The sequence below is a fragment of the Salinimicrobium sediminis genome (assembly GCF_900215295.1).
Taxonomy (GTDB): Bacteria; Bacteroidota; Bacteroidia; order Flavobacteriales; family Flavobacteriaceae; genus Salinimicrobium; species Salinimicrobium sediminis.
In genome coordinates, this window is the sequence record NZ_OCMF01000001.1 from 1,059,487 (window position 1) to 1,083,573 (window position 24,087).

Here is a 24,087-nt window from a genome sequence, read left to right on the forward strand (position 1 = left end):
TCTTTAGCACCACAAAAATATAAAAAACCCTAATGCTAACAAGCTTTTTTAGCAATTCACGGCCTATTAACTTTATTATAGTAGCCGCTTATATACTTTTTTTTTACCTCGCTGCAAATTTTAATATTTTTCTTTCCGGTTCATTTTGGACCATACTAAAGGAATCGGGTGTCCTTTTGATCATTGTTTTAAGTGTTTTTCTTCTCAATTTTATTTCAGGAAGAAATGAGCTCACCGGCCGCAATGCCTATAAAAGTATTCTTTTTGCCGGTTTTATTTGCATGCTTGCCCCGGCACTGCAAAACAATAACGTTATCCTGGCAAATCTTTTTCTTTTGCTTTCCCTGAGACGAATATTATCACTGCGATCTCAAAAGGAAACTGTACAAAAGATCTTTGACGCCACCCTTTGGGTGGGTGTGGCTTCCCTGTTCCACTTTTGGAGCATTTTGTTCCTGTTTGTGGTATATTTTGGAGTACTAGTGCACGTGGGACACTGGTTTAAGAACTGGCTGGTACCCCTGGTAGCCATTCTCACTTTGTTTTCTATTGCTACAAGTGCAGACCTGTTGCTTACAGATAGCTTTTACACCTTTGCCGACTGGTTCCAGGCCAGTAACTTTGATTTCACAGCCTATCGGGAGCCGGCACTGTTGATTCCCACTGCTTTTATCTTTGCACTCAGCCTTTGGTCTTCCTTCTTTTACGTAACGATCATTCAAAAAGCAAATGCGAATGCAAAGTCCTCTTTATTCCTAATGCTGCTTTGTGCTTTAACAGCCGTTGTTGTTGCCGTTTTGTCTCCCACTAAAAATGGCAGTGAGTTGCTTTTCTTTTTTGCCCCTTTAGCCATTATTGTTACCAATTATTTTCAAAGCATGGATGATAAATGGTTCAAAGAGACGCTGTTTATTTTGATCCTGCTGCTTCCGGTGCTGCTCCTGGCTGTGTTCTAAGCTTCAGAAGTTTATTCTATATACCTCAAAAAAGTTAAAAATCCGGTACCTTTGCGCCAAATATGAACCTGTAGTTTTTCTTCAGAAGAACTTTTAAAATTTTAAAAATGTTTTCAGATAAAGCCAATCATATCTTTCAGGAAGTAATTGAAAAGTACCACGAGATCAATACTGTGGGGCAGGAATTTCACAACCCTTACGATGAAAAAGACCAACTCATTGAACACCTCCTGTATAGAAAGTGTTGGATAGATACTGTGCAGTGGCATTATGAAGACATTATTCGCGATCCAAAGATCGATCCAGTTGCAGCTCTAAAGTTGAAACGCCAAATCGACGCTTCCAACCAGGACAGGACAGACATGGTGGAGTATATTGACAGCTATTTCCTTGAAAAATACAAGGATGTGGAGCCAAAGGCCAATGCTACTATAAATTCTGAAAGTCCCGCCTGGGCAATTGACCGTCTTTCTATCCTCGCCCTAAAGATCTATCATATGAATGAGGAGGCGAATCGTGTGGACGCTGGACAGGAGCACATGATCAAGTGCCAGGCAAAGCTGGATGTTTTACTGGAGCAACGCGTGGATCTTTCTACCGCGATAAATCAATTACTGGAAGATATTGCCAATGGGGAAAAATACATGAAGGTGTACAAACAAATGAAGATGTACAACGATGATGAGCTTAACCCTGTATTAAGAGGAGCCAAAAAATAGCATTTTTGAATGGAAAGGCCCGGCCATATTTTAGTTATTCGTCTCTCTGCCATGGGAGATGTGGCCATGATGGTGCCGGTGCTAAAAGCTTTTTCTGAAAAATATCCCCATGTAAAGATCACCCTGCTCACCCGCGGATTTTTTGCCCCGCTCTTTAAAGAGCTGCGGAATGTCGATGTGTTTGCTGCTGAAGTTAAAGGCAGGCACAAAGGAATTGGGGGCTTAAAAAGACTTTCCGGAGAACTATTGGACCTTAAAATTGATGCCGTAGCCGATCTTCATCACGTGCTACGCTCTAATATTCTGAAGCTTTTTTTTAAGCTGAAGCGGATTCCTGTCAAACAGCTTGATAAAGGCCGAAAGGAAAAAAAAGCCCTCACCCGAAAGGAAAATAAAGTATTTGTCCAGCTGAAGCCGACTTATGAGCGATATGCTGAGGTGTTTGGAAAGTTGGGCTACCCTGTTAATCCGGAAGTGGTAGAACTCCTGCCAAAACAGGAACTGACTCAAAAGGTTAAGGAATTAACCGGGGAGCACGCCGGAAAAAAGTGGCTGGGAATTGCCCCTTTTGCCCAGCATGCTTCTAAATCCTATCCCGAAGATCTTATGAAAGAAGTTCTGCAGGAGCTTCAAATGGAGGAAAATTTGAAGATCTTTTTGTTTGGCGGTGGCGCAGAAGAAACCGGGAAATTAAGTAGTTGGGCATCTCAATTTCCAAATGCGGTCTCCCTTGCCGGCAAAATTTCTTTTGCAGATGAATTGGACGTGATCTCTAATTTAGATGCAATGCTATCTATGGACAGCGGTAATGGCCATTTGGCGGCTAACTATGCAGTACCGGTGATCACGCTTTGGGGCCTCACACATCCCTACACGGGATTCGCCCCTTTCCGCCAGCCTGAAACTAATTTCCTTTTACCTGATCTTCAGAAATATCCTGCCATTCCAACTTCCATTTATGGCAAGGAAATTCCGCAGGGATATGAAGATGTGATGAGGAGCATCCCGCCGCAGAGTGTGGTCCAGAGAATAAAAGAAGTGTTGGAGCAGAAATAGAATTTATAATTCCAATAGGCTAAAATTTAAAGAGGCTCCAAAAATGTCATTTTTGAAGCCTCTATTCTTTAGGACAAGAGATCTCATATCTCAAGTCTCATATCTAATATCTATCTAAACATCATCATAATTGACCTTAAGTGTAGCAGAGGTAGGATGTGCCTGGCAGGTAAGCACAAGGCCTTCCTGGATCTCGCTGTCCACGAGGATGGAATTCTTTTCCATTTCGGCGGTACCTTCGGTGATACGGGCAACACAGCTGCTGCAAATTCCGCCCTGGCAGGAGTAAGGAACATCAAGGCCGTTGTCTAAAGCTGCCTGCAGTACTGTTTGGTTTTTAGGCATGCTAAGTACTATTTCCTCGTCATCTACAGTGATGGTAAGCTCGGTATCCCCTTCCAGATTTGAAGTTACTTCTCCTTCAACTTCAGTATTGAAAAGTTCAAAAAGGATCTGCTCTTTTCTGATGTTTTGCTTCAGCAGGATCTCGGTGACTTTGTTGATCATGTCTTCTGGCCCGCATAAGTAGAAACGGGTGAAGCTGGTGTCCTTGAACCTGTTCTTGAGCACATAATTGACGGTACTTTCATCGATCCTTCCGTAATGAGAGTCCTCTTCTTTGGTACGGCTATAGACAAATTCAACAAAGAGCCTGTCAGGATGTTTCATCTGCAGCTCCAGTAGTTCCTTAAAGAAGATTGTTTCATCTGGAGTGCGGTTCCCGTATACCAGCACGAACCTGCTGTGTTTTTCCTGCAGCAGAACACTCTTTATGATCGAAAGTACAGGAGTGATCCCACTACCGGCAGCAAAAGCCGCATAGGTGTGTGGATGACCATCTTGAACCGGCTCAAAAACAAATTTTCCTTCGGGAGGGTGTACTTCAAGCACATCTCCGGCCTTCAATTTATTGTTTGCAATAACCGAAAATGTTCCGCCTTCAACCTCCTTTACCGTTACCTTAAAGGTTTCATCTGATGGAGGGGTGCAAATTGAGTAGGCGCGGCGTACTTCCTTACCTTCAATGTTGGTTTTAACAGTTATATATTGTCCTGCTTTAAAAGAAAATTCAGTTTTTAATTCCTGCGGTATTTCAAATTCGAGGCTTACTGCCTGCTCGGTTTCCCTGATGATATTTTTGATCTTTAACGGAAAGAATTTGCTCATTTTTTGGTATTTGGTGCAAAAGTACGAAGTATAGAAATTTTTTTCTGTAACAAAATTGTAAATTTCCCTACTTGTAGTATAAAGCAAAAGCATGTATAAACGATTCATTTCCCTTCAGTGGAAAGCTTTTTTCCGGTCCGCCAGTCTTGGCAGAAGTTTGGGGCTAAAGATCTTTATGGCCTTTATTGCCATCTATTTTGCCATAGTGTTTCTCTTGCTTGGAATTGGACTTTACCCCTTACTGAAGGAGGCCTTACCGGAGGAGGAGCCTTTAAATATTGTCAACAGATGGCTGCTCATTTACCTGGGGCTGGAGTTGATGATGCGGTTCTTTTTGCAGACGCTGCCCGTAATGACAGTGAAGCCCTTGCTTACTTTTCCAATTCCTAAGAAAAAAGTGGTGAATTACATGTTGCTGCAGTCGCTGTTCTCATTTTTCAACTTTTTGCCGCTGTTATTGATAGTTCCTTTTGCGGTGTTTACTGCTTATAAAGGAGATGCAGGTGCCGCAGCGATGGCAGGATGGGCAGTTGCAGTATACGGCCTGGTGCTTTGTGTGAATTATATGAATTTCCTGCTTAAAAAGAAATTTGCAGATAATCTAAAGGCTTTATTGCCATATTTGGTTTTAATTCTTGTGCTGTATGCACTGGAACACTTTGAAATTTTCAGTATTACAGAACTTGTAGCCTCGGGAATGGAAGCGGTGCTAGAAATGCCATTTTTGGCAGTTATTCCACTGCTTTTGCTGATTGCTTTGTACAAATGGAATCAAAATGTGCTTCTGAAAAGATTTTACCTGGACGAATCTCTAAAAGGAAAGGTTACTCTAGCTAAATCTCAGGATTTTCAATGGCTTCGGAAGTTTGGGGATATCGCTCCATTCTTGCAGCTCGACCTGAAGCTTATCTGGAGGAACAAGCGGCCGCGATCTCTAATCTTCATTTCACTGCTCATCATGGGTTATGGAATGATCTTTTATCCTAATGATGCTTACCAGGACATGCAGGCGTTTTTTGTATTTGTGGGAATCTTCATGACCGGCATCTTCATGATCAACTTTGGACAGTTTATTCCCGCTTGGGATTCTTCCTACTACTCAATGATGATGTCTCAAAACATTCCTCTTAAGCAATATCTTAATTCTAAAGCAGCATTAATTATTTTCAGCATCGTACTTCTCACTATTCTTACTACTCCCTATGTGTATTTTGGGTATAATGTTTTGATCATTAATCTTGCCTGTGCCGTTTATAATATCGGGGTCAATGTTCCTGTACTTCTGCTGGCAGGCTCCTATAACCGTAAGCGCATAGATCTGGAGAAAAGTCCCTTTATGAACTATCAGGGTACGGGAGCGGCACAATGGCTTATCGCGCTTCCGCTTATGGTGATTCCAATTTTAATATTCTGGCTCCTTAATAAATTTATTTCCTTTGATGTCGCAGTGATCACCCTGGCGGCTCTGGGCTTTATAGGGATCCTGTTTAGAAGTATCATTATGGACATGATCGCGCAGTCGTACAAAAAGAATAAATATGCCATGATCAATGGCTTTAAACAAACCGGCGAATAAGATGATAACAGTTACTAATCTTTCGAAAGTTTACAATGGCACCTGTGTGCTTAATATTGAACATCTTGAAATTCCGCGGGGTCAGAGTTTTGGTTTGGTTGGAAATAACGGGGCGGGAAAAACCACATTTTTCAGCTTGCTGTTAGACCTTATTCAACCCACGACCGGAAATGTTTTCAACAATGAGATCACTGTTAGTCAGAGTGAAGAATGGAAACCTTTTACTTCCTCTTTTATCGATGAGAGTTTTTTGATTGGCTATCTCACACCCGAAGAGTACTTCAATTTTGTAGGAGATCTGCGGAACCGTAATAAAGCGGATGTGGCTGCCTTTCTTAAGAATTTTGAGGACTTCTTCAACGGGGAGATCCTGGGCAGGAATAAATACCTGAGGGATCTTTCAAAGGGGAATCAGAAAAAAGTGGGAATCGTAGCAGCGCTTATTGGAGAGCCCGAAGTAGTCATTCTTGATGAGCCCTTTGCCAATCTCGATCCCACTACGCAGATCCGCCTGAAGGCACTGATTAGGGACCTTTCTGAAAAATCAGAAATGACCATTCTAATTTCCAGCCATGACCTTATTCATGTTACCGAGGTTTGTGAACGTATCGTGGTGCTGGATAAAGGCCTGGTGGTAAATGATATTAAAACTTCTGAAGCTACCCTTAAAGAACTGGAGCAGTACTTTGCAGGTGGATATGCTAAAGAAGTTAAGGAGTCGTCTGAGGCAGAGAACATCTAAACCATGGTTGTACGCATCTGGCACGGCATTACCAGCAGGGGAAATGCTGCGGCATATGAGAGCTGGTGACGACAAAGATCTTTAGAGATATTGAAGCCAACACCGGTAGGCTTTGAAGGTGTGCAATTGTTGAAGAGGAAAATGCCTGAAGGAGTATACATTCCCACGATGATCTGGTTTCGGGTTTTGGAAACCCTCAAAAAACTCGTTGGGGAAGATTACGACACGGCATATGTGCCTTAAGAAGCCAGAAAACTTTTACTATGTGATGTCCCAACAGTTCCCATTCCAGACTTATCTATTTTTCAAAGAGCTGAGATCAGGTCGTGAAGCAGACTTTTCCAAGATCAGGGAATACATAAATGGATTGCAGGAAAAGTTTCCCTTATAAGCACTCAAACCAGCCCGAAAAAAATACCTATTTTTACTTTTCCCAATAATAATTGCGACGCATATAAGTTATTGCTAATAAGAAGAATCTGCAGATTTGAGAGTATTTATAAAAGTTACTGCCATCTTTATCCTGTTGGTTGCCATAACAGGTTGCTCAAGAAAGAAGAACACTTTTCTTAACCGCAACTGGCATGCTGTAACTGCAGAATATAACACGCTCTATAACGGAAATCTTGCGCTGGACCTTGGAGTTGAGGCGTTAAACGAGAGTTATCTCGATAATTACTGGGGTATATTGCCGGTTGAGCGAATGGAGATCCGGGAGGAGGTGCTGGCGCCGGGAGAAAGCCTGAACCCTAATTTTGCAGTAGCCGAAGAAAAAGCAGTAAAGGCCATTCAGCGGCATTCCATGTTGATTGAAGGTTCCGAGAAGAATCCACAGATCGATGAAGCTTATCTTTTACTGGGAAAGGCGCGATATTATGACCAGCGTTTTGTTCCTGCTTTAGAAGCTTTCAATTATATACTTCACAAATATCCACTTAGTAATACCATCAATGAGGCAAGGGTATGGCGGGAGAAAACCCACATGCGCCTGGAATTCGATGAACTTGCCATTCGAAATCTAAAAAAGATCCTTGAAAGTGAGCGCCTGGAGAAGGAGAATAGGGCAGAGGCTTCTGCTGCTCTTGCGCAGGCATACATAAATATTGGTGTACAAGATAGTGCTCTGGCGCATATTAAAACTGCTGCTCAATTGACCCCTGAGAAAAATAAAGAAGGCAGATACTGGTATATCACCGGGCAGCTTTATGATATACTGGGTAAACCCGATAGTGCTTCCATGGCCTTTAATGAGGTGATCGATCTGAATCGTAAGATCCCAAGGATTTATCTTGTTAATGCCATGATAAGGCAAATAGAATATATGGATGCCACTGCAGGAGAGAAGGCAATGGTGCTGGAACAACTTAATGATCTCGCCATAGACCGGGAGAACAGGCCTTACCTTGATAAGATCTATTTTCAGCTTGCAGAGTTCCATTATCAGCAGGATTCTACAGAACTTGCCATAGATTACTACAACCGTTCCCTTCGCACCCCTTCAAATAATTCCTATTTGCAATCTCTGGATTATGAAACCCTGGGGAATATCAATTTTGATGCTGCACTTTTTGAAGTGGCAGGGGCGTATTATGACAGCACCTTGATGAAGCTGCCGGAAAATAGCCGGGAATATAGAATAATCAGTCGTAAGAGAGATAACCTGGATGATGTGATCTATTATGAAAATCTTGCTCAGGAAGCCGACAGTATTCTTTACCTCGCCTCTCTTTCTGAAGAAGAACAGATAAAATATTTCAATGATTTCACAACCGAATTAAAGGAAAAGGCCACAAGTGAAGCTGAAAGACCGGCACAACAGGCAGCTGCCCAAAATTTCTTTGAGAACAAACGTCCCGCTATGCCGGGAGTGCCAAATCCAGGTTCATCTTTCTATTTTTATAATCCAACGGCGGTGGCTTACGGGAAACAGGAATTCTTCAGGACCTGGGGAGACAGGGAGTTGGTGGATAACTGGCGCACCCAAAGAGCAGGAGGTGCAGGAGCAGGGCTGGATGTGCAGGGAATTACAGATCTGGTTGAAAATGATCCACGATTTGATCCTAAAACATATATAGCGACAATTCCGAAAGATCAGGTGATTTTAGACAGTCTTAAGAGCGATCTCAATTTTGCGAGTTATCAGCTGGGGTTGATCTACAGGGAAAAATTTAACGAAAATGAACTTGCGGCTCAAAGGCTGGAATTCCTTATCAACAATGATCCTGAAGAAAGATTGCTGCTTCCGGCAAAGTATAATTTGTATAAGATATATTCAGAACTTGAAATGGCCGCTAAAGCACAAGCTGTCAAAAATGATATTTTAAGCAGGTATCCCGATTCCCGATATGCTGCTATTCTTCAAAATCCCGAAAGTCTTATGCGGGATGAAAATAATCCCACTGCTATATACGAAGAGCTTTATAAAAAATATGAGGCACAGGAATATGAGGTTGTGATCGCTGAAAGTGAGGAATTGATCATTCAATTTACCGGTGATGAGATCGTTCCGAAGCTGGAGCTTTTAAAGGCTATGGCGGCAGGACGTTTATATGGCTATGAAAAATACAGGGAGAACCTTAGTTATGTTGCCTTGAATTACCCGCAAACAGAAGAAGGAAAAAAAGCACAGGAACTGCTGAACACTGCCTTACCTTCCCTTGCGGCTTCTCAGTTTTCTCCGGACTCCATTGGGGAATCCTTTAAGCTTCTGTTTCCCTTTCAAAAAGCTGAAAAAGAAGCAGCTTTGGATCTAAAGGAAAAAATTTCAGGAATACTGGAGGAGTTAAATTATCCCCAGGAGATTTCTTTAGATGTCTATAATGAGCAGCAGGATTTTGTGGTGGTGCACGGGTTTACTTCTGCAGCAAGGGCAGAAGGCTTTGCAGAAATGCTCCAAAACAATGATAAATTCCGAATTGATAAAAAATCTTTTTATATTTCGACCCCAAATTACCGGATCGCCCAGATCCACAAAAACATAGAAACCTACTTAAATTCATTAAACACCCCCTCACAGTAATGTTTAATCAGGAAAAAAAGGCAAAAGCCCCGGCAGAATTCAGTAAAGAACAAAATAAGATCGCTCCGGGAACAAAGGTCATTGGCGACATACAGGCAAAAGGCGGTTTCCGCATAGATGGTTGTGTAGAAGGCACTGTTAAGACACCCGGCAAAGTGGTGATAGGAAAGGAAGGTAGTGTCAAGGGAGAACTGGAGTGTGAAAATGCAGATATTGAAGGAAAGTTTACGGGTAAACTAAACATTTCCGGCACCTTAAGTCTTAGAAGTTCAGCCTTAATTGAAGGGGAAGCTACTGTATCAAAGCTGGCGGTGGAACCCGGCGCCACTTTTAATGCAACCTGCGCGATGCGTGGCGGAGTAAAAGCTATTCATCATGAAAGAGGAGAAGGACAACAACAAGAGAAGTCAGCTTAAGAACTGGGCGATCTTTTCGGGGATTGCATTCCAGATGGGTGCCACGATCTTCGTTTGCGCCTGGATTGGAAGAAAGCTCGACGAGCGATATCCAATGGAAAAGAATTGGTTCACAATTGGATTTGTTCTCTTTGGTTTGGTGGCTTCCGTTTACGTGGTGCTAAAACAGCTAAAACGTTACAATAATTGATGTTTAACGGCCTCCTGAAGTTTAGCTTCTACCTTTTTCTTACGGCGGGAGCCAGTTATGCTCTGCATTACACCGCCCTTCATTTTCTTGAGCTGGATGCACCCCTGGAGCTTGTGAACTTTGCATACAAGTTCAATATAGGCATCAGCTTCTTATTTACAAGCACAACAATCCTCTTAAGCGAAAAGCTGAAAGATCAACTGGGGTTCATCTTTTTAATAACAGGTGCTGTAAAGATCGGGATCTTTATCTTCCTCATTAAATCCTCCGGATTTTCTACAGACAAATCTGTCTTTTTGCATTTTTTTGTTCCTTATCTGGTATGTGTCATGGTTGAAATTATCTACATCATTAAGATCCTCAACCGTACTAACTTCTCAAATGACAGGTAATTAGGGGGTTTTGAGCTAAAGGAAACAATTAAGAAGCTTAGGCTATTTTTTTTTATATAATTATGTACATTTGCAGCCAAATTAAAGGACTGTAATTCACCCGGAAAATGCAAAAGAAAAACGTTGCGAAGTTTTTATTAGCCTGTCTTTTAATGTTTGTGAGCTTTAATTCACAGGCATTTAGTGTAAAAGAGCCTCAGGAAGGTGGCGATGCAAAGGTAAATACCGAAGAGGAAATTAGCGAATATATTGATCATCACCTTGCAGATTCTCATTATGTGAATTTCTTTTCTGATGGAGAAACAGGTGCGCACTATGGTTTTTCGCTTCCCGTGATCCTTTGGGATAATGGTTTAAAGGTGTTTTCTTCAGGCAAATTTCATCATGGAGAAGATCTTGCCGTAATTGACGGTCAACACTATCGTCTTTACCATTCAAAAATATACAAAACTGACGCCGAGGGAACTATTACCTATGGTGAAAACGGCTTCCCTGCCAATGAGCGTCCTCTGGATTTTTCGATTACCAAAAATGTGCTTTACATGCTGGTTGTGAGTTTGCTAATGCTTCTGGTATTTGGAGGCCTGGCAAAACAATACAAAAACAGATCTGTTCCAAAAGGTTCGGGAAGAGTGCTGGAGCCGCTTGTGCTTTATGTGCGTGATGAGATCGCAAAGCCGAACATTGGAAAGAACTATAGAAAATATACCGGATTCCTTTTGACTGTTTTCTTCTTCATCTGGATCCTGAATTTACTTGGGATGACTCCGCTTGGGGTGAACGTGACTGGAAATATTGCCGTAACAATGGCTTTAGCCCTGATTACATTTTTTATAGTTCAGTTTAGCGGAAATAAAGATTACTGGAAACACATTTTCTGGATGCCGGGAGTGCCGTGGCCTATGAAAATCGTTCTTGCGCCTATTGAGGTACTTGGAATGTTCACTAAGCCATTTGCACTTATGATCCGACTTTTTGCGAACATGACTGCTGGTCACGTGATCATTATGACCCTTCTTGGATTGATCGTGGTGTTCCAGAACTGGATAGCAGGTCCCGCTTTCTTTGGTTTCACAATATTCATTTCGATAATAGAATTACTGGTAGCTTTTCTACAGGCATATATCTTCACCTTGCTAAGTGCCCTTTATATAGGGATGGCGGTTGAAGAGCATGATCATCATCATCCTGCCGATAATGAAGATATTCCGGTATTATAGTATAAAACGATTTAAGAGTAAGTTTAATTTTTAATAAATAAGTAATGGAAGAAGCATTGAATTTAGACATGATTGGAGCTGGTTTAATTATTATTGGAGCCGGTTTTGGTCTTGGTAAGATCGGTAGCGCTGCTATGGAAGGGATTGCTCGTCAGCCAGAAGCTGCAGGAAAAATCCAGACTGCGATGATCATCATCGCGGCACTTTTGGAAGGTGTTGCTTTTGCTGCTCTTTTCGCAGTTTAATCGATCAAAAAGCTTTCAAACCTTGCAGCGGTTGGCTGCAAGGTTTGAATTATTAAAAAATTAAACGGTTTAAGAATTAAATAGAATATGGAAAAGTTAGTCAACGATTTTTCTTTTGGATTGTTTTTCTGGCAGATCATTATCCTGGTTGTGCTGATCATTTTATTGAAAAAATTTGCATGGAAACCTATTTTAGATGCCCTTAATGCAAGAGAACAGGGGATCCAGGATGCCTTAGACGCTGCTGAGAATGCACGCAAGGAAATGCAGAACCTGCAGGCAGATAACGAAAAGTTGTTACAGGAAGCTCGTTTGGAGCGTGACAGCATGATCAAGGAAGCTAGGCAGATCAAAGACAAAATGATTGCCGAAGCCAAGGAGGATGCCCAGAGAGAAGGAGAGAAAATGATCCAGCAGGCTAAAGCTACAATCCAGACTGAAAAGAATGCAGCTCTTGCCGATATCAAGAATCAGGTGGCTACCTTATCTGTTCAAATTGCCGAAAAGGTGATAAGAGAGGAGCTTTCAAGCAAAGCAAAGCAGGAGAAGCTTGTAGAGGACATGCTTGATGATGTTACCTTAAACTAAAATTATGCAAGGAAACAGAGCAGCAGCCAGATATGCAAAAGCTCTTTTGGGCCTGGCAAAAGATAGAAATGTTACCCGTGAGGTGAATGAGGATATGATCCTCATAAGCGAAACCATCAAGAACAGCGATGATCTTAGAGTTTTTCTTAAAAGCCCGGTGATCAAAAATGCTATGAAGAAAAATGCCCTTTTAGAGATCTTTAGATCTGTAAACGGCATGACTTCAGGATTGTTCCAGATCCTTATTGAGAATAACAGACTCGATATTCTTCCATTGGTCGCCGATAATTATAAAAGGCTTTACAATGAATTGAACGGGGTGCAGGTGGCAAAGGTTACCACCGCAATTCCACTTACTACAGAGCTGGAGGCGAAAATTCAGCAAAAAGTAAAGGAATTAACAGGGAATGAGGCTAATATCGAGAATATTATTGATGAAAGTATCATTGGCGGATTTATCCTTAGAGTGGGAGACATTCAGTACAATGGTAGTGTAGGAGCTCAGCTTAAGAACCTGAAAAGAGAATTACAAAACAATACATACGTTTCAAAAATTTAATTAAAACAGTTGCGCCCGGCGCAGCATTTTATTCTAAATAATTATGGCAGAAATTAATCCGGCTGAAGTATCAGCAATATTGAAAAAACAGCTTTCCGGGTTTGAAGCTAAGGCTTCACTTGACGAAGTAGGTACTGTACTAAACGTAGGGGATGGTATCGCCAACGTTTACGGACTTGCGAATGCACAATACGGGGAGTTGGTTGAATTCGAAGGCGGATTGGAAGGAATTGTACTTAACCTTGAGGAAGATAACGTTGGGGTGGTACTTTTAGGTCCATACAAACAGGTTAAAGAAGGAGCAACTGTGAAAAGAACACAAAGAATTGCTTCTATTAATGTTGGAGAAGGAATTGTAGGACGTGTGGTAGACACTCTTGGAGCGCCAATCGACGGAAAAGGACCTATCCAGGGTGAGACTTTCCAGATGCCGCTTGAGCGTAAAGCTCCCGGTGTAATCTACCGTCAGCCGGTAACTGAGCCGCTTCAAACAGGTATTAAGTCCATCGATGCCATGGTGCCGATTGGCCGTGGCCAGAGGGAGCTTGTAATTGGTGACCGTCAAACAGGTAAAACTGCCGTGGTTATTGATACTATCCTTAACCAGAAAGAATTTTATGATGCAGGGGAACCTGTATATTGTATATATGTGGCGATAGGCCAAAAAGCTTCTACCGTTGCAGGTATTGCCAAGACTCTTGAAGATAAGGGAGCTCTTGCCTATACTACTATCGTAGCTGCAAACGCATCAGATCCTGCTCCAATGCAGGTTTATGCTCCTTTCGCAGGTGCTGCTATCGGTGAGTATTTCCGTGACACGGGACGTCCTGCCTTGATCGTTTATGATGATCTTTCCAAGCAGGCGGTTGCTTACCGTGAGGTATCCCTGTTACTTCGTCGTCCACCGGGACGTGAGGCATATCCTGGAGACGTTTTCTTCCTTCACTCAAGATTACTTGAGCGTGCTGCAAAAGTTATCGCAGATGATGATATCGCGAAGAACATGAACGACCTTCCGGATGTATTGAAAGATAAAGTAAAAGGTGGAGGTTCCTTAACTGCACTTCCGCTTATTGAAACTCAGGCAGGTGACGTATCTGCATATATCCCTACCAACGTAATTTCGATTACCGACGGACAGATATTTTTAACTTCAGACTTGTTCAACTCAGGGGTTCGTCCTGCGATTAACGTAGGTATTTCTGTATCACGTGTAGGTGGTGCTGCTCAGATCAAGTCGATGAAGAAGGTTGCAGGTACATTGAAACTTGACCAGGCTCAGTATCGCGAACTTGAAGCTTTCGCTAAGTTTGGATCTGACCTTGATCCTGCTACGCTTAACATCATTGAAAAAGGTAAGCGTAACGTGGAGATCCTTAAACAGGCAGAGAACAATCCTTATCCTGTGGAGAACCAGATAGCGATCATCTATGCCGGTTCCAAGAACCTGTTAAGAAATGTCCCTGTAGAGAAAGTAAGAGAGTTCGAAAAAGATTACCTGGAGTTCCTTGATGCCAAGCACAGAGATGTTCTTGATCAGCTTAAGGCAGGTAAGATCAACGATGATATCACAGATACCCTTACACAGGTAGCTAAGGAGCTTTCAGCTAAGTATAAAAAGTAGTTTTTCAAGTGCTGAGTTAAGAGTTATGAGTTATGAACAAACTGGAAGATAGCCCAATTAGGATTAAAAGTTTTCAGTTTGCTTGTGACATAGTTTTCTTCACCAGGTCTTTGAAAAAACAGAATGAATATGAGCTGGCTTCCCAGCTTTTAAAAAGCGGAACGAGCATTGGAGCCAATGTAAGAGAAGCACAAAGGGGAGTAAGTACAAAAGATTTCAAGAATAAATTCGGTATTGCTTTAAAGGAAGCCGATGAAACGAAATACTGGTTGGAGCTTATTGAAGCGACATCAGAAAATGATTGTAAAGTTTTAATTGCTAAGTGTGAAGAGTTAATAAGAATTATGGTTTCCATTATAAAAAACTCATAGCTCATAACTCAAAACTCATAACTAAAAAGAATGGCCAATTTAAAAGAATTAAGAAGCAGGATCACCTCGGTTTCCTCGACTATGCAGATCACCAGTGCCATGAAAATGGTGTCGGCGGCAAAGTTGAGCAAAGCCCAGGATGCTATTACCGCGATGCGGCCTTATGCCGAGAAGCTTTCAGAATTGTTGCAATCGCTGAGTGCTACTCTTGACAGCGACCAGACCAGTAAATATTCTGAGCAAAGGGAGGTGAATAATGTACTTTTTGTATCCATTTCCTCGAATCGTGGTCTGGCCGGAGCTTTTAACTCTAATATCGTTAAGGCTTCAAAATACATAGCCGATCGTGATTACAGCGGGAAGAATGTTGAATTTTTGACCATAGGAAAGAAAGCTAATGACATTCTTAAGAAGACTCACAAGATCTTTAAGAATGAAACTGCTATCTATGATGATCTAAGCTTTGAAAATGCCTCAGCTATCGCCGAAGAGCTAATGCAGCTGTTTGTAGAGAAGAAATTCGATAAGATCATCATCGTATACAACCAGTTTGTAAATGCCGCTACCCAGGATGTGAAAACTGAGCAATTCCTGCCGATAGTTCCTGTGGAAAAGGATGAAAATGTTGTCTTGGATTACATTTTTGAGCCATCCAAAGAAGAGATCGTACTCAATTTGATCCCTAAATCTTTAAAGATGCAGATCTTTAAAGCTCTTAGAGATTCTTTCGCTTCAGAACACGGTGCGCGTATGACTGCGATGCATAAAGCTACCGATAATGCTACTGAATTAAGAGACTCTCTTAAATTATCATACAACAAGGCCCGTCAGGCTTCTATTACCAACGAGATCCTTGAAATTGTTGGTGGAGCTGAAGCTTTGAATAACTAAAGGTTCAGCTGGAAACAATTGGACGGAGCGATAGCGAGGTCAAATTTCCATTGCTGAAGCTTTGAATAATTAAAATTCTTGCTGAAATTTCAGCTTTTTGAAACTCCGCATCGAAAGATGCGGAGTTTCTTTTTTTATACCGTATTATGGCCTACATCAGGCAAGTTCACCAATGAGGTTTAAATATGTCCCGACGCTAGATTCTGGCATTGGAGCTGTCTTACTGTTTTAAAATTAAATTGGTATCAAAATTGAAGTAACCTTACCTTGAACCCTTAATCCTTTACGTGATGAAATCATTATTACTTTCTTTTTCGGCTCTTTTGGTGTTGATAAGCTTCAGCAGTTGCGCCAATGGCAAACAACTTCAGGAGGATCCACCAAAATCAGTGCAACAGGCATATTATACGACATGGATAGGTGGAGTAAAAGGAGCGGGTTCGGGATATAATCTTTTTATACCGGTGGACAAGGATTCAAAGATTGTGATGGATACAGTTTACTTCCGCGGAAAAAAAGGGGTTTTGGAAAAAGTAGCTTCCGAAGAGGGATTATATGTAGCCCGGTTTAAATCTCCTGCAGAACCCCGGGATATGGTTATGCATGCCGATCCTAAAATGGAATATGGCAACAGACCGCCGGAGATCATTGAAGATCTTCCTTTTGAACTTGCCGAAGGAGAAGCGGTAGTTCGCTACACCAAAAATGGCAAAGAAAAATACTTCAGGATAAAAAATATTCAGAAAAAGGATTCCGGGGAAGTGAAACTAAAAAACCCCGAAAACATTCGCCATTAATAGTACATTTGTGAGGTAATCTCAAGTAAAACCTATTGGTGCTTTTTCAGAAGCTATTTAAACAAACCTTTGTTTACGGTGTTGCCACAGTGGTCCCCAGGATGTTGACCTTCCTGCTGTTGCCGCTTTACACCGATTATCTTCCTACCGAAGGCTTTGGAGAGGTTGCCATAGTGTTTTCCTGGATGGCAGTCTTCAATGTGGTGCTGGCTTACGGAATGGAAACCTCATTTTTCAGGTTTTTTCATCAGGAAAAATTCTCAAAAGAGGTAACGGCCACCTCGGCTATTTCTTTAATTGGTACCACAGCACTTTTCCTGGTACTTGCCCTGTCCTTTAGGAATAATATTGCACAGGCACTCCAAATTGAACCGCATTACATCCTGTATGTTATCCTTATCCTGGCGCTCGATGCTTTGTCTACGATTCCGTTTGCGTGGCTGCGGGCAAAAGAAAAACCTATGGTCTTTGCCGGGATCAAGATCGGGAATGTGGCAGTAAACCTTGGGCTGAATATTTCCTTTATTGTCTTTCTTCCGGAACTGGCATCCAAAAATGCCTTTTTTGAGAGCATTTATATTCCCGATTTTGAGATAGCCTATATCTTCATCGCAAATCTTGTTGCCAGTGCGCTCACCTTGCTGGTAATGCTGCCTTTTTATATCAAATTGCCCTACAGTTTCAACAGCTACTTATGGAAAAAGATGCTCAATTATGGCTTTCCTATTTTGATCGCCGGGATTGGTTTTGTGATCAATGAAGTTTTTGACAAGATCCTGCTGGACAGGCTGCTTCCCGAAGATATTGCAAAGAGCGAAGTTGGAGCTTATGCGGCCTGTTACCGGCTCGCTCTTTTTATGACCCTTTTTGCCACGGCCTTTCGCATGGGAATAGAACCTTTCTTCTTTAGTCATGCTAAGGAAAAGGAGGCAACTAAAACTTATGCCTTAATTACACGATATTTTGTTGTTTTTGGATCGGTGATCCTGGTGACCATTACTGTTTTTGCAGATCTTTTAAAACTGATACTCATCCGGGATTCTTCCTATTGGGAAGCCATGATCGTGGTGCCAATGATCCTCATCGCAAACCTGTTCCTGGGGGTCTATCATAACCTTTCAGTTTGGTATAAGGTGAGTGACCGCACCAGGTTTGCAGGATATATTTCCATTTTTGGAGCGGTAGTGACGCTGGTCCTTAACTTTTGGCTTATTCCCTACTACAGCTATGTGGGTTCGGCCATTGCTACCATGGCGGCCTACGGTAGTATGATGCTGCTGTCTCTTTACTTCGGAAGAAAATATTATCCCATTCCCTATGACCTGAAGCGAATAGGCGGGTATCTCCTGATTTCCATTGGATTTTCTACCGTTTACTTCTACCTTTTTAGGGAAAATTATTACCTCGGAAGTATATTAATCCTTATCTTTTTTGCCCTTATTTATTACGCTGAAAAAGATCAGTTAAAACAACTTCTGAAGCGGTCTTAATCCCATTGCTTCCGAAGAAATATAACAAGTATGAACGTAAAGATAATCAACAAATCTAGTCATGAATTACCGGCTTACGAGACCGGATCTTCCGCCGGAATGGACCTGCGGGCAAATATTACCGAACCCGTTACCCTGAAGCCTCTCGAAAGGGCGATCATTAAAACGGGTCTTTTTATTGAACTTCCTGTAGGGTACGAAGCTCAGGTACGCCCACGCAGCGGGCTGGCTGCGAAAAAAGGTATAACCGTACTTAATTCTCCCGGCACCATCGATGCCGATTATCGCGGTGAAATTGGAGTGATCCTTGTGAATCTGTCAAACGAAGAATTTACTATTCAGAATGGAGAGCGTATCGCGCAAATGGTAATTTCCCGACATGAACATATCACCTGGAAAGAAGTCGAGAATCTCGAAGAGACCTCCCGCGGTGCGGGCGGCTTCGGAAGCACTGGCGTTCAATGATCATTTATCAATGAACAATTAACAGTTACAAAACATCAAAAATTAATAATCGGTTAGAGGAGAATTGAGATATTCAGAAAGTTGTACATCCAATCAATTCTCATATCTCAATACTCAATACTAAAATCTCAATACTAAAAAAATGAAAATCATAGTTCCCATGGCGGGTCGCGGATCCCGGCTTCGTCCACATACTTTAACAACACCAAAACCTTTAATTCCCATTGCGGGGAAACCCATAGTGCACCGGCTGGTAGAGGACATTGCCAAAGTGCTCGATGAAAAGGTCGACGAGATCGCATTTATTATCGGTGAGGATTTTGGTGAAAAAGTAGAGACAGATCTTAAGAATATTGCGCAGACATTGGGTGCAAAAGGAACGATCTACTACCAAGATAAGCCTCTGGGAACAGGACACGCCATTATGTGCGCCAAGGATTCTCTTAAAGGCCCTGCAGTGATTGCTTATGCCGACACACTTTTTAAAGCCGATTTTACGTTAGATAAAGAAGCAGATGGGGTGATATGGGTAAAACAGGTAGAAAATCCTTCAGCTTATGGCGTAGTGCAGTTGAATGAGAAGCGGGAGATCGTTGACCTGGTAGAAAAACCTGCCGAATTTGTTTCTGATCTTGCAGTCATTGGAATCTATTACTTCAGGGATGTTGCCGTGCTTAAAAAAGAGCTTCAGGGAGTATTGGATAACAACATCATTCGCGGCGGAGAATACCAGATCAATGACGGGATCGAAGCTATGAAGAGCAAAGGAGCCAGATTTGTTCCCGGAAAGGTAGATGAATGGATGGACTGCGGAAATAAGCAGGTAACTGTGGAAACAAATACCCGTATGTTGGGTTTTCTTAAGAATGATGGGGAAGAGTTAGTGGCGTCGAATGTGGAAATGGAAAATTCAGAAATTATAGAGCCCTGCTTTATCGGGGAAAATGTAGTACTGAAAAATGCCAAAATTGGGCCCAATGTTTCTATCGGGAACGGAACAAAAATTATTAATTCTTCAGTGAGGAACAGTCTCATTCAGACTTTTGCCGAAGTAGAAAATGCAGATCTCAATAACGCCATGATCGGAAATTTTGCGAAATTTAATGGGGAGTTTACCGAGATAAGCATTGGAGACTATTCGGTGCTGGAGTAAATTTTCAGTAAAAAACCTGTGAAAAAAAGTCTGCTCATAATCCCGTTTTTGACCCTGCTCCAGTTGGGACAACCTGCTAATGCCCAGGTGCCGGAAAAGCCGGTAGTGGAAATGGCGCAGGATGATCTTGGGAACGTGACAGATGCTTTTCAGGAACATTTTTTTGAGGCTTTAAAGCAAAAGGCCATAGAGAATTATGACAAGGCAATAGATGCCCTGGTGCAGGCACTGGCGTTAAAGCCAGATGAGCCAGTAGTGTATCTTGAACTAGGGAAGAACTTTAATGCTCTGCGTCAATATTCCCAGGCATCGGTATATCTCGAAAAAGGAAGAAAAGCAGCACCGCAAAACCAGGGTATGCTGGAAGAACTTTACACAACATACTATCAAAACAAGGAATTTGACAGGGCACTGCCGGTAGTAAAGGACCTTGCGAAACTTAATTCTGCTTTTGCTGAAGATCTGGTGAACCTGTACATCGAAAATGAAAAATTTGATGAAGCTTTGGCGCTACTGGACTCCCTGGATCAAACCAAAGGTTCCAGCACCTACAGGGAAAGCCTGCGCAGGCAGGTCTATGCCCGCACCAATAATGTCGAAGCCCAGATAAGTGACCTGCAGGAGAATATTGATGATAATCCGCAGGATGAAAAGGATTATTTGAATCTCATTTTTGTTTACAGTGAAAATGGGCAGATAAAAGAGGCATATGCGACGGCAAAGGAGCTGCTAAAAGTAAATCCTGAATCTCAATTGGTGCATCTGGCCCTTTACAAATTCTATATTGCCGATAAAGAGCCTGAAAAAGCCGTGAATTCAATGGAAATTTTATTGGGCAGCGACCAGATCGATGAAGTAACAAAATACCAGGCCCTTAATGATTTTTTAATTTATGTGACCGAAACTCCATCTTTGGAAGAAGATTTGATAAGACTGGTAGAAGTCTTTTCTGAAAAGGAGAATAACCGGAAAGTTTTCAAACAGCTGGGTACTTTCTTTCTTGAGAAAGGAAATAAAGAACTGGCTTTAGATTATTTTACTACAGCTCTGGAAAATGAAAAGGATGATTTTGGCCTTTTTAAGGAAGTAATTAATCTTATGGCAGAGGCCGGAAATTATGAGCAGGTAAAATCCCTTAGCCAACAGGCTCTGGAAATCTTTCCCACTCAGGCATGGCTTTTCCTGATGACAGGAACTGCTGAAATCCGGCTGAAAGAATTTAAAAAAGCTGAAACAAGTTTACAGGAAGGTCTCGATTATTTAATAGATGACCCTGAAACTGAAAAACAATTTTACCGGCAGCTGGCCGAGGCTTACAAAGGAATGAATGAAATGCAGAAAGCTTCAGAAGCCCTGAAGAAAGCTGAAAACCTTGAAAAATAAACTACTTAATGATCAATAATCGCATATTCCCCCTATTGCTTTTAACTTTAATCTTCCTCACCTCTTGTGGAGGTGCCCGAAAGGCTAAGATGGGCACCACCGCTCCCGAAGATGCTGCAGTGGCTGCGGTAGTCGCCAGTCACTATGAAAATGAGGTAGATGTAAACACCATGCAGGGTAAACTATCTCTCAACTATCAAACTGAGGAGCGTAATCAAAGTGTTACCGTTAATTTCAGGATGAAAAAAGATGAGACCATCTGGATGAGCGGTCAGTTGCTTGGAATTCCTTTAGCGAAGGTGATGATCACTCCAAATTCTGTTCAATTTTATGAAAAGATCACCGGGACCTATTTTGACGGGGACTTCAGTTTGTTGAGCGATCTGTTAGGGACTCCTCTCGACTTTCAAAAGGTTCAGAATCTCCTGCTCGGTCAGGCCATTTATGATTTGAGAGATGAAAGATATAAACTCACCGAATCTACGCGTGGCTATCAATTAGAAGCTGTAAACAATGAATTTCTAAAACGGATGTTCCTTTTAGACGCCGGAAATTTTAAAGCCCTGGCTCAACAACTGGGACAGCCCCGGGAAAACAGAAGTGTAACCGTTACCTATCCGCAGTACCAAAAGGTGGAAGGGCAGTTATTTCCGGGACAGATCCAGATCCTGGCTAATGATGGCGCAGAAAATACCCGTATAGATATGACCTTTAGAGGAATTGAATTTAATGTTCCCGTGTCTTTTCCTTTTTCAATACCTTCGGGCTACGAAGAAATTACTATTGAATGAGAATAAATATTCTTTTTAAGCAGTGCCTTTTGGCAGGCCTTTTTTTCATTAGCCTCAATTCATTTGCTCAACAGGATAAACGTGAAGAACTTGAGGAGCGCAGGCAACAGTTACAGCAGGAGATCCAGAGGATCAATAACATGCGTACCACGAATCTGAAAAAGGAGAAATCTATTCTTACACAGGTGGAGGATTTAGATCAACAGATTCGTACGACCGAAAATCTTATCAGGGTTACCAATCAACAGGCTAATCTTTTAACACGGGAAATCACGACCAATCAGAACAAGATCGGAGAGCTGCGAAAGGAGCTGGAACAGCTAAAAGAAGACTATAGTAAGATGATCAACAAGTCGTATAAAAGCAAATCCCAGCAAAGCAGGATCATGTTCCTTTTGTCCTCAGAAAATTTTCTACAGGCCTATAAGCGCCTGCAGTACATGAAGCAGTATGCTAATTACAGGCATCAGCAAGGGGAGGAGATAAAGACCAGAACCCTTGAACTGCAGCAATTGAACAATAGTCTTGCCGAACAGAAGAAGGCTAAGGACAGGTTGATTTCAGAAAACAGAAAAACCCGGGCAGAACTCGAAAAGAACAGGAAAGCTCAGGCGGGATTAATTGCTGAAGTGCGGAAAAAAGAAGGCCAGTTTGTGGCTCAGATAAAGCAAAAGCAGCGGGAGGTAGACGAAATTGACCGGGAGATCGAAAGGATCATTGCTGAAGCTATTGCTGCCAGTAACAAAGCTGAAGGTTCTACTTCCCGAACAGTCTTTAAACTTACTCCTGAAGCCGCAGCCCTTGCTGCCGACTTTGAGAAGAATAAAGGTAAGCTGCCATGGCCGGTTAGAACAGGAACAGTGGTACTAAGATTCGGTACTCAGCCTCACCCTATCGTGAAAACCGCCACCATGAACAGTAACGGGGTACGAATAGCGACAGATCCGGGTTCTAAAGCGCGGGCAGTGTTTGGAGGTACCGTGAGTGAGATCATTGCAGTAAAAGGCTCCAGCCTTATGGTAATGGTGCGGCATGGAGACTATATCACTATTTATAACCATTTGGCTTCTGTAGATGTAAGAAAAGGGCAGGAGGTAGCTTTAGGGCAGGAGCTGGGAACAGTAGCGATCAATAAGACCGATGGCAGAACAACCCTCTATTTTGTGATGTACAAGAACAACCAGAAGCTCAATCCGGAGCACTGGATCTATCAGATGTAGTTTTTTTTAAAGCCAAGAACCAAGAGCCAAGACATTGAAATGAGCTAAAGCTTGATTGGAACAACCCTGAGCTCCGGAGGAGTGAAATGTTTCTAGAGAAATTAACGATCTTAAAAGAAGCTCCGGAGGTATATATATCGTAGTTATGAGCAAGGGTTAAAAGATAACCGCCGGGTCGGCAGTTAATCGATCCGCGTCATCTGGTTTCCTTTTTAAAAAGCTTTTTTTTTCAGGTAATTGTCCCGAAGGGAATAAATATCGGTAGCCGAATAGTTGGTTTAAGACGTAGTGTCCTGCAGGGGCAACGACATCCATGATATTCGCTATAGAAATGAAAAAGAAACGTGGGCACGGATTGAAAATCCGCGCCATCCTCTAAGAATTCACAAACAATGCCTTTAATTCTGTAGCATCTCCGGGTTTCATTTTTCCGGCAAGCACAAGGCTTAGCTGCTTCCGGCGAAGGGCAGCTTCATATCGTTTTTTCTCCAGCTCTGTTTCCGGTTCAATAGGCGGTACATTAACAGGGGTTCCTGTTTCATCTACAGCTACAAAGGTGTAGATAGCTTCATTGGCTTTACTACGTTCTCCGCTTTCCCGATCCTCCACCCATACATCAATATAGATCTCCATAGAAGATTTAAAGGCCCTGGAAACTTTGGCTTCAACGGTCACTACACTTCCTAAAGGAACAGCTTTATTAAATGCAACATGATTTACCGAAGCAGTTACAACGATCCTGCGGCTGTGACGTCTTGCGGCGATGCTGGCAGCACGATCCATACGCGCAAGTAATTCCCCTCCAAAAAGGTTATTTAAAGGGTTGGTTTCGCTGGGAAGTACAAGATCGGTTAAAATAGTTTTTGACTCTTCGGGAGTTTTCGCTTGCATTTTTTAAATTTTTGGCAAAGATAAGTCGCTTTAACATAAAAAAGCCGTTAAGGCAGTATTAAAATAAGTATACAGTATGCAGTGCAAAGTTGGCAGTCAATTTTGTAGAAAGTGGAGAGAGGTCAGAATTACTACTATCCAAATAGCAAATCCCTATTCCAAACTT

At 42.1% G+C, this 24,087-nt stretch carries 26 protein-coding genes; 23 read left to right on the top strand and 3 right to left on the bottom strand.

The window, feature by feature from the left end:
* Positions 1-32 precede the first annotated feature (32 nt).
* The 3 genes from CRO16_RS04785 (at position 33) to CRO16_RS04795 (ending at position 2,731) form a co-directional block, all read left to right on the top strand.
* Entirely contained in the window at positions 33-956 is a 924-nt protein-coding gene (locus CRO16_RS04785) for a DUF6427 family protein (RefSeq protein WP_097055172.1), read from the top strand.
* A gap of 107 nt (positions 957-1,063) precedes the next feature.
* The gene (locus tag CRO16_RS04790) at positions 1,064-1,675 is read left to right on the top strand and encodes a DUF4254 domain-containing protein (protein ID WP_097055173.1); all 612 of its coding nucleotides are present in this window, start codon (positions 1,064-1,066) and stop codon (positions 1,673-1,675) included.
* Between the two features lie 9 nt (positions 1,676-1,684).
* Complete coding sequence (locus tag CRO16_RS04795) at positions 1,685-2,731, top strand: glycosyltransferase family 9 protein (protein ID WP_097055174.1); 1,047 nt, start codon at positions 1,685-1,687, stop codon at positions 2,729-2,731.
* A 114-nt stretch (positions 2,732-2,845) separates the two neighbouring features.
* Here the strand turns inward: CRO16_RS04795 and CRO16_RS04800 are convergent, their stop codons facing one another.
* Positions 2,846-3,898, bottom strand: coding sequence for a ferredoxin--NADP reductase (locus CRO16_RS04800; protein WP_097055789.1), 1,053 nt, complete (start codon positions 3,896-3,898; stop codon positions 2,846-2,848).
* 91 nt (positions 3,899-3,989) lie between these two features.
* Between CRO16_RS04800 and CRO16_RS04805 the strand changes: the two genes are divergently transcribed.
* Together CRO16_RS04805 and CRO16_RS04810 are read left to right on the top strand one after the other, a co-directional pair.
* Complete coding sequence (locus CRO16_RS04805) at positions 3,990-5,474, top strand: DUF5687 family protein (protein ID WP_097055175.1); 1,485 nt, start codon at positions 3,990-3,992, stop codon at positions 5,472-5,474.
* 1 nt (position 5,475) lies between these two features.
* Positions 5,476-6,216: an ABC transporter ATP-binding protein gene (locus CRO16_RS04810; protein ID WP_097055176.1), complete on the top strand. Its 741-nt coding sequence runs from the start codon at positions 5,476-5,478 to the stop codon at positions 6,214-6,216.
* Here the strand turns inward: CRO16_RS04810 and CRO16_RS16040 are convergent.
* Positions 6,213-6,416: a hypothetical protein gene (locus CRO16_RS16040; RefSeq protein ID WP_143544422.1), complete on the bottom strand. Its 204-nt coding sequence runs from the start codon at positions 6,414-6,416 to the stop codon at positions 6,213-6,215. The two genes, CRO16_RS04810 and CRO16_RS16040, sit on opposite strands and share 4 nt — an antisense overlap.
* Positions 6,417-6,703: 287 nt before the next feature.
* Here CRO16_RS16040 and porW point away from each other — a divergent pair, with 287 nt between their 5' ends.
* The 18 genes from porW to CRO16_RS04900 all read left to right on the top strand — a co-directional run bounded on the left by porW (position 6,704) and on the right by CRO16_RS04900 (position 23,030).
* On the top strand, positions 6,704-9,235 hold the full coding sequence (gene porW, locus CRO16_RS04815) for a type IX secretion system periplasmic lipoprotein PorW/SprE (protein WP_097055177.1): 2,532 nt from the start codon (positions 6,704-6,706) through the stop codon (positions 9,233-9,235).
* Complete coding sequence (locus CRO16_RS04820; protein ID WP_097055178.1) at positions 9,235-9,651, top strand: bactofilin family protein; 417 nt, start codon at positions 9,235-9,237, stop codon at positions 9,649-9,651. The genes porW and CRO16_RS04820 overlap by 1 nt, the downstream gene beginning before the upstream one ends.
* Positions 9,611-9,841 carry an AtpZ/AtpI family protein gene (locus CRO16_RS04825; RefSeq protein WP_097055179.1) on the top strand — a complete coding sequence of 77 codons (231 nt, stop codon included), beginning with the start codon at positions 9,611-9,613 and terminating at the stop codon, positions 9,839-9,841. Before CRO16_RS04820 ends, CRO16_RS04825 begins: the two co-directional genes overlap by 41 nt.
* Positions 9,841-10,233, top strand: coding sequence for a DUF6168 family protein (locus CRO16_RS04830; protein ID WP_143544423.1), 393 nt, complete (start codon positions 9,841-9,843; stop codon positions 10,231-10,233). The genes CRO16_RS04825 and CRO16_RS04830 overlap by 1 nt, the downstream gene beginning before the upstream one ends.
* A 107-nt stretch (positions 10,234-10,340) precedes the next feature.
* Positions 10,341-11,453, top strand: coding sequence for a F0F1 ATP synthase subunit A (atpB, locus tag CRO16_RS04835; RefSeq protein WP_097055181.1), 1,113 nt, complete (start codon positions 10,341-10,343; stop codon positions 11,451-11,453).
* A gap of 44 nt (positions 11,454-11,497) precedes the next feature.
* A complete protein-coding gene (gene atpE / locus CRO16_RS04840) occupies positions 11,498-11,698 on the top strand; it encodes an ATP synthase F0 subunit C (RefSeq protein ID WP_097055182.1) in 201 nt (66 codons plus the stop codon).
* 87 nt (positions 11,699-11,785) lie between these two features.
* Positions 11,786-12,286: a F0F1 ATP synthase subunit B gene (locus CRO16_RS04845; protein ID WP_097055183.1), complete on the top strand. Its 501-nt coding sequence runs from the start codon at positions 11,786-11,788 to the stop codon at positions 12,284-12,286.
* A 4-nt stretch (positions 12,287-12,290) separates the two neighbouring features.
* Entirely contained in the window at positions 12,291-12,845 is a 555-nt protein-coding gene (gene atpH / locus CRO16_RS04850; RefSeq protein WP_097055184.1) for an ATP synthase F1 subunit delta, read from the top strand.
* Between the two features lie 43 nt (positions 12,846-12,888).
* Complete coding sequence (atpA, locus tag CRO16_RS04855; protein ID WP_097055185.1) at positions 12,889-14,469, top strand: F0F1 ATP synthase subunit alpha; 1,581 nt, start codon at positions 12,889-12,891, stop codon at positions 14,467-14,469.
* Between the two features lie 32 nt (positions 14,470-14,501).
* Positions 14,502-14,840 (top strand): four helix bundle protein, encoded by a 339-nt coding sequence (locus CRO16_RS04860; protein ID WP_097055186.1) that lies wholly within the window; start codon positions 14,502-14,504, stop codon positions 14,838-14,840.
* A gap of 30 nt (positions 14,841-14,870) precedes the next feature.
* On the top strand, positions 14,871-15,731 hold the full coding sequence (atpG, locus tag CRO16_RS04865; RefSeq protein ID WP_097055187.1) for an ATP synthase F1 subunit gamma: 861 nt from the start codon (positions 14,871-14,873) through the stop codon (positions 15,729-15,731).
* A gap of 290 nt (positions 15,732-16,021) precedes the next feature.
* The gene (locus tag CRO16_RS04870) at positions 16,022-16,528 is read left to right on the top strand and encodes a hypothetical protein (protein WP_097055188.1); all 507 of its coding nucleotides are present in this window, start codon (positions 16,022-16,024) and stop codon (positions 16,526-16,528) included.
* Between the two features lie 35 nt (positions 16,529-16,563).
* Positions 16,564-18,018 carry an oligosaccharide flippase family protein gene (locus CRO16_RS04875; RefSeq protein ID WP_097055189.1) on the top strand — a complete coding sequence of 485 codons (1,455 nt, stop codon included), beginning with the start codon at positions 16,564-16,566 and terminating at the stop codon, positions 18,016-18,018.
* Between the two features lie 30 nt (positions 18,019-18,048).
* Positions 18,049-18,483 (top strand): dUTP diphosphatase, encoded by a 435-nt coding sequence (gene dut / locus CRO16_RS04880; RefSeq protein WP_097055190.1) that lies wholly within the window; start codon positions 18,049-18,051, stop codon positions 18,481-18,483.
* A 142-nt stretch (positions 18,484-18,625) separates the two neighbouring features.
* On the top strand, positions 18,626-19,636 hold the full coding sequence (locus CRO16_RS04885; protein WP_097055191.1) for a sugar phosphate nucleotidyltransferase: 1,011 nt from the start codon (positions 18,626-18,628) through the stop codon (positions 19,634-19,636).
* 18 nt (positions 19,637-19,654) lie between these two features.
* The gene (locus tag CRO16_RS04890; protein WP_097055192.1) at positions 19,655-21,019 is read left to right on the top strand and encodes a tetratricopeptide repeat protein; all 1,365 of its coding nucleotides are present in this window, start codon (positions 19,655-19,657) and stop codon (positions 21,017-21,019) included.
* A gap of 8 nt (positions 21,020-21,027) precedes the next feature.
* On the top strand, positions 21,028-21,810 hold the full coding sequence (locus CRO16_RS04895) for a DUF4292 domain-containing protein (protein ID WP_097055193.1): 783 nt from the start codon (positions 21,028-21,030) through the stop codon (positions 21,808-21,810).
* Entirely contained in the window at positions 21,807-23,030 is a 1,224-nt protein-coding gene (locus CRO16_RS04900) for a murein hydrolase activator EnvC family protein (RefSeq protein ID WP_097055194.1), read from the top strand. The genes CRO16_RS04895 and CRO16_RS04900 overlap by 4 nt, the downstream gene beginning before the upstream one ends.
* A gap of 375 nt (positions 23,031-23,405) precedes the next feature.
* Here CRO16_RS04900 and CRO16_RS04905 read toward each other — a convergent pair whose 3' ends face one another.
* Positions 23,406-23,921, bottom strand: a complete 516-nt coding sequence (locus tag CRO16_RS04905) for an acyl-CoA thioesterase (RefSeq protein WP_097055195.1) — start codon at positions 23,919-23,921, stop codon at positions 23,406-23,408.
* Between the last annotated feature and the right edge of the window lie 166 nt (positions 23,922-24,087).

Coding starts and splice junctions, on each gene's coding strand:
- CRO16_RS04905 (WP_097055195.1), bottom strand. CDS start 23,921: ATGCAAGCGAAAACTCCCGAAGAGTCAAAAACTATTTTAACCGATCTT.
- CRO16_RS04860 (WP_097055186.1), top strand. CDS start 14,502: ATGAACAAACTGGAAGATAGCCCAATTAGGATTAAAAGTTTTCAGTTT.
- atpB (WP_097055181.1), top strand. CDS start 10,341: ATGCAAAAGAAAAACGTTGCGAAGTTTTTATTAGCCTGTCTTTTAATG.
- atpH (WP_097055184.1), top strand. CDS start 12,291: ATGCAAGGAAACAGAGCAGCAGCCAGATATGCAAAAGCTCTTTTGGGC.
- CRO16_RS04895 (WP_097055193.1), top strand. CDS start 21,028: ATGATCAATAATCGCATATTCCCCCTATTGCTTTTAACTTTAATCTTC.
- atpG (WP_097055187.1), top strand. CDS start 14,871: ATGGCCAATTTAAAAGAATTAAGAAGCAGGATCACCTCGGTTTCCTCG.
- CRO16_RS04790 (WP_097055173.1), top strand. CDS start 1,064: ATGTTTTCAGATAAAGCCAATCATATCTTTCAGGAAGTAATTGAAAAG.
- CRO16_RS04900 (WP_097055194.1), top strand. CDS start 21,807: ATGAGAATAAATATTCTTTTTAAGCAGTGCCTTTTGGCAGGCCTTTTT.
- CRO16_RS04820 (WP_097055178.1), top strand. CDS start 9,235: ATGTTTAATCAGGAAAAAAAGGCAAAAGCCCCGGCAGAATTCAGTAAA.
- CRO16_RS04785 (WP_097055172.1), top strand. CDS start 33: ATGCTAACAAGCTTTTTTAGCAATTCACGGCCTATTAACTTTATTATA.
- CRO16_RS04795 (WP_097055174.1), top strand. CDS start 1,685: ATGGAAAGGCCCGGCCATATTTTAGTTATTCGTCTCTCTGCCATGGGA.
- CRO16_RS04845 (WP_097055183.1), top strand. CDS start 11,786: ATGGAAAAGTTAGTCAACGATTTTTCTTTTGGATTGTTTTTCTGGCAG.
- CRO16_RS04825 (WP_097055179.1), top strand. CDS start 9,611: ATGAAAGAGGAGAAGGACAACAACAAGAGAAGTCAGCTTAAGAACTGG.
- CRO16_RS04870 (WP_097055188.1), top strand. CDS start 16,022: ATGAAATCATTATTACTTTCTTTTTCGGCTCTTTTGGTGTTGATAAGC.
- CRO16_RS04830 (WP_143544423.1), top strand. CDS start 9,841: ATGTTTAACGGCCTCCTGAAGTTTAGCTTCTACCTTTTTCTTACGGCG.
- atpA (WP_097055185.1), top strand. CDS start 12,889: ATGGCAGAAATTAATCCGGCTGAAGTATCAGCAATATTGAAAAAACAG.
- CRO16_RS04810 (WP_097055176.1), top strand. CDS start 5,476: ATGATAACAGTTACTAATCTTTCGAAAGTTTACAATGGCACCTGTGTG.
- atpE (WP_097055182.1), top strand. CDS start 11,498: ATGGAAGAAGCATTGAATTTAGACATGATTGGAGCTGGTTTAATTATT.
- CRO16_RS04885 (WP_097055191.1), top strand. CDS start 18,626: ATGAAAATCATAGTTCCCATGGCGGGTCGCGGATCCCGGCTTCGTCCA.
- CRO16_RS04800 (WP_097055789.1), bottom strand. CDS start 3,898: ATGAGCAAATTCTTTCCGTTAAAGATCAAAAATATCATCAGGGAAACC.
- CRO16_RS04805 (WP_097055175.1), top strand. CDS start 3,990: ATGTATAAACGATTCATTTCCCTTCAGTGGAAAGCTTTTTTCCGGTCC.
- dut (WP_097055190.1), top strand. CDS start 18,049: ATGAACGTAAAGATAATCAACAAATCTAGTCATGAATTACCGGCTTAC.